Below are 7,928 nucleotides of genomic sequence, written 5' to 3' on the forward strand. Positions count from 1 at the left end.
TGACAGATTATTGTTCCACTGCCGCAGACCGCCGTGACCGTCGCATGGTGATAGGCCAGGCAATTAGCACACCAATCCACGCAACGATTGCGAGTACCGTTCCGAGTTTGGTAACGAAACTGCTTTGATACCGGATGATGAGCACGTTCTTGCCACGGTGCTGTTTCAGCCCAATATTACCGATCCAATGATGCTTGATTTGTGCTGATGTGACGCGTTTGCCGTTCAACACAAGCACGGTTCGACGATAAGCGACGACTGGTAGCGTCTGGACTTTCGCGTGTTTAGCATGCCAAGTGAGCTTGATGCCATCACGGATGACTTGGTGCTTAAAACGCGATTTCTGTTTAGAAAAATTCCGCGTGTAGGCATGGTAAACGTCTGGGGCCGTGATAACCTTATGCGTGACGGGCACGTAGTCCGGGGTCGTTCGATCAGCATCATCAATCAGCTGTCCGAGTTTCCGCGTATGAAACGCTGGTTGCAGTTGTTTGATGTACTTCAGCCGTGAATGCACATTGCCATCAGCCGTCTGTAACCCTTGCGCGAGTGGCGTCGAGTCGGCAATCGTAAAATGCACGTTTTGACTGACTTTTTGCGTGCATAATATGAGCGAAATCAGACTCAAGCAAGTCGCCGCAATCCCAATGCTCCGGTGAAGTGTTTCACTGGTCTGCGTGTGGGCCACCTCACGATAAACCAAGACTGTCGCTAGCAACATGAACGGCGTCCCAATCAGCGTAATCCGGCGTGGCATTTGCAAGAATGATTGCAAGAGTGGGAACGATTTTTGCATCAAATCCCACGGAAATAGCGTCGTCCCAATCACTAGATAGACCATCGAGACCGTCGCAAATAACTTTGTGAATGGCGTCAAGCGGTGCCAGAAGACGACCAGACCAGTCAACAGTGCATACACGATAATGGTCAAGACGATATCGCTATTGGAGTCGACGCCATTATAGATCGGCTGAAAAATCAGACTGGCATTGGGTGCCATATCCATCGCAACGGGTGGAATCAAGGTGTTGCCCCGGTAGACTTCTAACAATGGCAGAATGGTATCGAGACTGAGCAATACTGCCAGCAAGACCGCCGCCACGAAGTTTAGTAATCCGCTAACTTCGAATTTTGTTCGCCACAGCCCGTGAATGAAAAATGGCACTAGGAATGGGAGGACTAACGCAACTGTCAGGATTTGGAATTGCGCTAACAACCCAATGTAGATGCCCAACTTCAGCATCGGTAACAACTCCCACTTGCCGGCATACAGATCTAGGATCGGACCGACGAGTAACGGCAATAAGCCAAACGCAATCGAGCGCCAAGTGACACCGAATAAGAAGCCGTAGACCACATTAGAGCTTAAGAAAATCACGCCCAAAGCGATCGAGACCCGTTTCGAAAAATGAAGCCGCTGACCGGCCGCGTACATCAACATCCCACTGGTAAAATAAACGATTGCTAGTGAGAGTATTTGGAATCGAAACCAATTGCCGACTAGCAGTAATAACGCACCGGCAATGTAAGTGATCAGCGGACTGTAGAGGCTGTTGACCACCCGGCCCGCTTGCTGAAATGAATACAGATTGATAAAACTAAAATTGTGATTTTTTAATTGTAACGCGGCCTCATAAATCCGATTGTATTGAAAATAACCATCCACCCCTAATAAAGCGTGATTATTCAATAGTAACGGACTACACATGACCAAGACGGCAAGTGCAATCACCACGATTGCCGTTTTGTGTTTGCGCATCTTCAATTCCTCCCCAACTAACCCTTTTGTTCTGATACTCGTTCAAGCACCTAAATTTACAGTATATCCGTTTTACCCCATTGATTCCAATGTTAACTGGTTATCGTTAGTTCACACTCGCAACTCAAAAATCGCAACCCGACCAAGTTTTGGTTAGGTTGCGATCGCCAATATTTCTTAATGACGTTGGTCAAATAACGGCACAGTGTCAAGCGAACATGGGCATGTCAACCTAGAAGTCAGTGTCCTCATTGCCCTGATTCAAGGCCGTCAACGCCGCTTTCAACGTGTCACCATGGGCAATCACCGTCCCAGTCGCGTGACCAGGTTCGCCGGTTGCTTCGACTTCATCATAAATCTGTAAATGATTATATGGGAACGTGTTGGCCTGGACGTAAACGGGCTTCAAGCGGTTGACGTCTGGATAGTCGTACATCACCTTGGTCAACGACTCGCCCAACTTCACGTGTAGTAATAAGCGGGTCACGCTCGAGCCACTTGCTTTACTGATCAGTGCCATAGTCGCAATGCTCATCGGTTCAATCGTGGCCAGTTGCAGCTTCGTATCCGCAATTGCCAAGCGCACGGTATATAATCCGGGGGCGCCCATCGCGAGGACCCGTTGCTTGATTTCGTCAGTCAATGCCGTAATCGCTTGATTTTCAGCCTTATCCCGAATTGGGAAGACTTCGACCGCACCGCGCACGTTGCCACGAAGATTATTACCGGCAATAATTTCGCTGATCCCGAAAATTGAGACATCCGTTCCGTCCGTAATCACTTCCACGGCCGGTGAATCGTTCGTCTTGATTTGTTCGCGAGGCAAACTGTTATCGATTTGAATCACTTGATAGCCATCCCGAATCAGCTGTTGGCCCAGTCGATAGTCATGGTAGGTGGTAAAGACGATCAACGGCTTTTCAATCGCCAACACGTTTAAAATGTCAGAATACTGCTTAGGCTCAACATAGCGCTTTTTCGCCAATTGCGGCGTCATCGCCACACTGTTCGGATTAGCGTTGATCAAAATTGGCTCGTAATTGGCCTTCTTCAAGTAAAACAACAGCTGTGAGACGAGATAATCGTTCCCATGATTGGTCCCGATGCGGTTGGCGCCGGTGCCAATCACGACCACGCGACGACCCGCAGTCGGTTGGCTTTCATTATCAAATTCATAAGTTGAATAATAAGTACTGGTTTGTTCCGTGAATTCGCCGGCCGTTGGTTCGATTTCTTTAAACGTCGGCCGAATTTCATTTTCCAGTGCAAACTGGCGTACCTTGCTGACCTCAGCCTGCCAAGCAGCAGCCGCGTCTTCATCGGTAAAGCCGAAATATTTAGCCCGTCCCAATGCGTGGACGTCGAAAGGCCGCTCACGTAAAGCGCGTTCGATTTCTAAAATATGACTTAATTTATAGAAATAAAAGGCGTCGATCTTGGTCAACTCAGCTAGCTCGTCAATCTGGTAGCCCCGATTCAGTGCCTCTAGCAGAATCAACATCCGCCCAGCTTGTGGGTGAATCAAGCGCTGAATCAATTCGCCTTCAGAATAGTTCTGTGGCCAATTGGCAATCACGTGATACCGTGATTCATCGGTCGAACGCAACCCTTTCAGCAAAGCTTCTTCCGTTGAGCGACCCACGCCAATCACGGATCCAGTCGATTCAGTGACCGTATCGAGTTGGTGGCTGACCTTATTCAGCACATTGAACGGCCAGACTGGGATGCGACAGACGATATGGTCGAGCACCGGTTCGATGAGGGCCGTCTGTTTACGATAAGCCCCCGGTAATTTGACTTCGGCTAAGCTAATGCCAACCATCAGATTACCGACAACTAGGGCGAGTGGATACTCGGTTGCGCGGGCGGCCAAGGCCATCGTGCGGTCAAAATACGGCGTCACTTTAATGACATAGTAATTTTGAGTTGCCGGATCCAAGGCGAACTGAACGTGGCAGGACCCACTGAGCCGCAGCTTACGCATGATTTTCAGCGTCGCGGCTCGAAACTGTTGATACTCCTGGTCAGTGATCGTCTGCGTCGGCGCAAAAACGATCGAGTCCGCCGAGTGAATGCCGACCGGATCAAAGTTTTCCATCCCACTGACGAGTAATGCGGTGTCCTTTTGGTCACGGACGGCAACAAACTCAAGTTCCTTATAGCCAACAATACTTTGTTCGACAATGCATTGCTTGGTACCTGACACTTTGAAGCCCATTGCTAACGCTTGTTGCAGTTCATCTTCATCTTCACAGAGTTGCCGACTCGCTTCAATCCGTGGCGCCACTGATTTAACGATGACCGGGAAGCCGACGTGACGCACGACCGCCATCGCTTCTGCAGTACTGGCCACGACCTGCGAGGCAATCACCGGTTCGCCAATATCCTTCAGCCGATTACTCATGAGGGCGGGATTGACGATCATATCGACAACGTCTTGATCCCACTGCAACAGCTTGACCTGATTATTCTTAAGCACGTTATTTCGAATTAACCCCTGAATCAGAGTCACCGTTTGAATGCCACCCAAGGAAGGAATCAGGCCATCGGGTTGCTCGGCCTCGATAATTTTAGTCACAGCAGCAACCGTCAACGGCTCTAAGTAGACCTTATCCGCAAACCGATTTTCGGCCGCCACTGAATAGGCGTTGTTATCCACGAGTACGACCGCGATACCGAGTCGCCGAATCGCCGCACCGATTTGGGTGACGGCCGCATCATGTTGTCCTTCACGGCCGATATCGTTGTGGCCCGCCCCGATGATCAGGACTTTTTGTAAGGTTTGATTGTTCACCAGATTGGCCCCCTTGCTTGTTGCATGGATTCAACAAATTCATCGAAGATATCCCGCGTCTCAGTTGGTCCGGGCGCGCCATCTGGGAAGAATTGGACTGAAAAAGCTGGAAAATCGCGCAGACGCAAGCCCTGAATCGTCCCGTCAATTAAATCAACAAACGTGGTAATTAATTTATTACGGTCAACGGTGTCCGCATTGACCGCAAAGCCTTGCCCCTGTGAGGCATAAATAATCTGATTAGTAATGACTTCGCGAATCGGATGGTTGGTGCCGTGATGTTCGGGTGACAACTTCATGATCTGTGCACCATTAGCCATCGCAAACAATTCATGACCGAGACCAATTGCAAAGAGCGGTACCCGGTTTTGAATATTTTTGATCATCTCAGTCACGCTGTCCGGCAAGTCTTGTGGTTTCCCAGGACCGGTTGACAAGACGACCCCGTCCGGATCAAGGTTCAGAATTTCTTCGGTCGTGGCGGTGTATGGCAACACCGTGACGTTGCAAGCCCGTTTACTAAGCTCACGTAAAATTCCGTGTTTCAGCCCAAAATCGACCACGACCACGTTCAAACCAGTCCCTGGATTGGGAAATGGTTTTGGTGTGGCGACGGCGGCAACTTGTTGATTGGTCAACACGGTTGCACCGAGTTGGTCAAAAGCGTGGGCATCTGCCACGTCCACGATGCTGGCCTTCATCGGACCGCTAGCTCGTAACTGCTTGGCGAGGTGCCGGGTGTCGATGTGACTGATTCCTGGAATATTTTGTTGTTTTAGGTATTGGTCCAATGACCAACGTCGCTGCCGATTAGTCGAGATACTAGCGACATCACGCACGACGACCCCTTTGACCGTGGGTAAAATCGATTCATAGCTGTCGTGATTGATGCCGTAACTGCCAATCGTCGGCTGCGTAAAAGCAACGATTTGATTATGATAAATTTGATTGGTAATAATTTCTTGATAGCCCGTCATGCTCGTATTGACGACGATTTCTCCAGTCGAAACCGCTGGCGAGCCAAAGCCTTCGCCTAGGTAGGCGCTGCCGTCTTCAAGAATCAAATAGCGGTCTGCCATTGCGATCCCTTCTCATCTGTTTGATTACGTTTATTAGTTAATAATTTCAATGCCATCGTGACCGTCGATTTCACTGACGGTGACTCGAATACGTTCCTGACGTGCAGTCGGAATGTTGCGGCCGATAAAGTCCGCGCGAATCGGTAATTCCCGGTGACCACGATCGACCAAAACCGCCAGTGCAATACTTTGCGGCCGACCACCACCCATCAGGGCATCCAAAGCGGCGCGAATCGTTCGACCTGTGAAGAGGACGTCGTCAACCAGAATTACCCGTTTGTCAGCTACTGAGAATGCCAGCTGATAGTCATGGGTATTGCGTGCGGCATCCAACGGCTGATCATCGCGAAAAGCAGTGATATCCAATTCACCAACGGGAATCGCGGTGCCCTCCAACTGCTGGAGTTGGGCCGCGATGCGTTGTGCAATATAAACGCCCCGCGTTTTGATGCCCACCAACACGATATTTTTAATGCCTTTATTTTGCTCAATGATTTCGTACGTGATCCGGGTCAGCGCCCGTTTCATCGCCATTGAATCAACAACTTCTTTTTGCATATTTGCCTCCCAGTTTGTGATTAACGTTCATTTGAACCACCCATATGACAAAGAAAGGCGGCCGGACACAGAGTCACGGCCGCCGACAAAAGTTATTGTTAACAGGTTGCCTTTCAGTCTCGCAGGGCCGGATTAAAGGACATTCTTTACTGTTAGATTAATGATTCAAATCGGTTTTGTCAAGCTTAGCCAGGGTTTCAGTAAAAATCGGTGGCAAGGGTGCTTCAAACGTCAGCAGCTGCCCTGTCACAGGATGCTTAAAACCGAGCAAGCGCGCATGCAAAAACTGACCCTGTCCCTTAATGGTCTTTTTGGGCCCATATAAGGGGTCACCAACCAGTGGATGACCAATTGACTGCAAGTGGACCCGAATCTGGTGCGTCCGCCCGGTCTCTAAACGGCAGCTAATCAACGTGTAGTGCTGGTAGCGTTTCAAAACTTTAAAATGCGTTACCGCTGGTCGGCCAGTCTTAACGATGGCCTGTTTCTTGCGATCCTTAGGCGAACGACCTAAAGGTGCATTGATTGTCCCAGTCTCTTCCTTGATCACGCCGTGGACCAACGCGACGTATTCGCGCAGATTGGTCTTGGCTTTGAGTTGCGCCGCTAGTGACTGATGTGCCCGGTCATTTTTCGCAACCATCAGTAGGCCAGACGTATCTTTATCGATTCGGTGCACGATACCCGGCCGAAACTCGCCGCTGATGGTCGATAACGGACTATGATATAGCAAGGCGTTGACCAAAGTATGGTCGGGATGCCCGGGTGCCGGATGTACGACCATCCCTTGGGGCTTATTGGCGACGAGTACATCGTCATCCTCATAAACAATGTCCAACGGGATATTTTCCGGTTCGATGGTCGTCGTTTGGACCGTTTGGGCTGCGACGGTGATTTGGTCGCCCACTTTGACCTTGTACTTACTAGGTTGAACCTCACCGTTGACCGTTACTTGCGCCGTTTTGATCAACTTATCGACCTGTGAACGTGTCCAGTCAGACTGCAGTCCAGCTAACACTCTATCCAGACGACCTTGTTGCGTCGTAATCGTATATTGTTGTTCCGTGGTCGCTCCTGCCACGCTATCAGCTCCCTATTACTTATTTGTCAAAACTATCGTCCCGTAAGACCCCAATCAAAATGAAAATCACACCGATCGTCAGGCACGAATCCGCAAAGTTAAAGATTGGAAAATTAATAAAATCAAGTTGGAACATATCAACGACATAACCCAGCCGCACACGGTCAATGAAATTACCCAACGTACCGGCAATCATCAATGAGATGCCGACTTCATACGCCCATTTACCGCGCAACCGCCATAACAAGTAACCCATGATAACCAGCGCCACGACTGAGATTAAGTAGAAGAAACTCATTTTGCCTTCCAGAATGCTCCAGGCGGCCCCATTGTTATGTAAATTGGTCAATGATAATAGGCCGGGAACCACACTCGTGCTGGCCCCTAGTGCGATATGACTCACAATTGTTGCTTTGATAGCCTGGTCAGCTGCGACCAACGCCACCATCAATAGAATATAAATCCACATATTTTGCCCTCCCATTTCGCTAAGCTGTGTTTAATTATACCAAAAGACGCCCCGCTTGTACGAAACTGGCTTGTAAAAAGCATGGTTTTTATTGGTTGCTTACGTATTATACTGGTTAATTTGTCATGAATCATGATTAAATCATGCTAGTTAGTGGATTCCTGTTCGTCAGCCGATGCGCGTCTTAG

Annotated in this window: 6 protein-coding genes; all 6 read right to left on the reverse strand. The window is 49.3% G+C overall.

All coding sequences use genetic code 11. The features are described from left to right. Window positions 1–7 precede the first annotated feature (7 nt). The 6 genes from KGF70_RS10770 to lspA all read right to left on the reverse strand — a co-directional run bounded on the left by KGF70_RS10770 (window position 8) and on the right by lspA (window position 7,740). Window positions 8–1,759, reverse strand: coding sequence for a hypothetical protein (locus KGF70_RS10770; RefSeq protein WP_216768148.1), 1,752 nt, complete (start codon window positions 1,757–1,759; stop codon window positions 8–10). A 232-nt stretch (window positions 1,760–1,991) separates the two neighbouring features. Next, the gene (locus KGF70_RS10775; protein WP_216786442.1) at window positions 1,992–4,553 is read right to left on the reverse strand and encodes an ATP-grasp domain-containing protein; all 2,562 of its coding nucleotides are present in this window, start codon (window positions 4,551–4,553) and stop codon (window positions 1,992–1,994) included. Continuing rightward, entirely contained in the window at window positions 4,550–5,632 is a 1,083-nt protein-coding gene (locus KGF70_RS10780; protein WP_216768146.1) for a carbamoyl phosphate synthase small subunit, read from the reverse strand. The genes KGF70_RS10775 and KGF70_RS10780 overlap by 4 nt, the downstream gene beginning before the upstream one ends. A gap of 33 nt (window positions 5,633–5,665) precedes the next feature. After that, window positions 5,666–6,190: a bifunctional pyr operon transcriptional regulator/uracil phosphoribosyltransferase PyrR gene (gene pyrR, locus KGF70_RS10785; RefSeq protein WP_216768145.1), complete on the reverse strand. Its 525-nt coding sequence runs from the start codon at window positions 6,188–6,190 to the stop codon at window positions 5,666–5,668. Between the two features lie 157 nt (window positions 6,191–6,347). Next, window positions 6,348–7,271, reverse strand: a complete 924-nt coding sequence (locus KGF70_RS10790; RefSeq protein ID WP_216768144.1) for an RluA family pseudouridine synthase — start codon at window positions 7,269–7,271, stop codon at window positions 6,348–6,350. Between the two features lie 19 nt (window positions 7,272–7,290). Then, a complete protein-coding gene (lspA, locus tag KGF70_RS10795) occupies window positions 7,291–7,740 on the reverse strand; it encodes a signal peptidase II (RefSeq protein WP_050338657.1) in 450 nt (149 codons plus the stop codon). Window positions 7,741–7,928: the final 188 nt, after the last annotated feature.

Origin of the sequence: Lactiplantibacillus sp. 7.2.4 (assembly GCF_018991185.1) — a bacterium.
Lineage (GTDB): Bacteria > Bacillota > Bacilli > Lactobacillales > Lactobacillaceae > Lactiplantibacillus > Lactiplantibacillus pentosus.

Excerpts from the sequence above, each read along its gene's own strand:
- KGF70_RS10770 (WP_216768148.1), bottom strand. The coding sequence starts at position 1,759 with ATGCGCAAACACAAAACGGCAATCGTGGTGATTGCACTTGCCGTCTTG.
- KGF70_RS10780 (WP_216768146.1), bottom strand. The coding sequence starts at position 5,632 with ATGGCAGACCGCTATTTGATTCTTGAAGACGGCAGCGCCTACCTAGGC.
- pyrR (WP_216768145.1), bottom strand. The coding sequence starts at position 6,190 with ATGCAAAAAGAAGTTGTTGATTCAATGGCGATGAAACGGGCGCTGACC.
- lspA (WP_050338657.1), bottom strand. The coding sequence starts at position 7,740 with ATGTGGATTTATATTCTATTGATGGTGGCGTTGGTCGCAGCTGACCAG.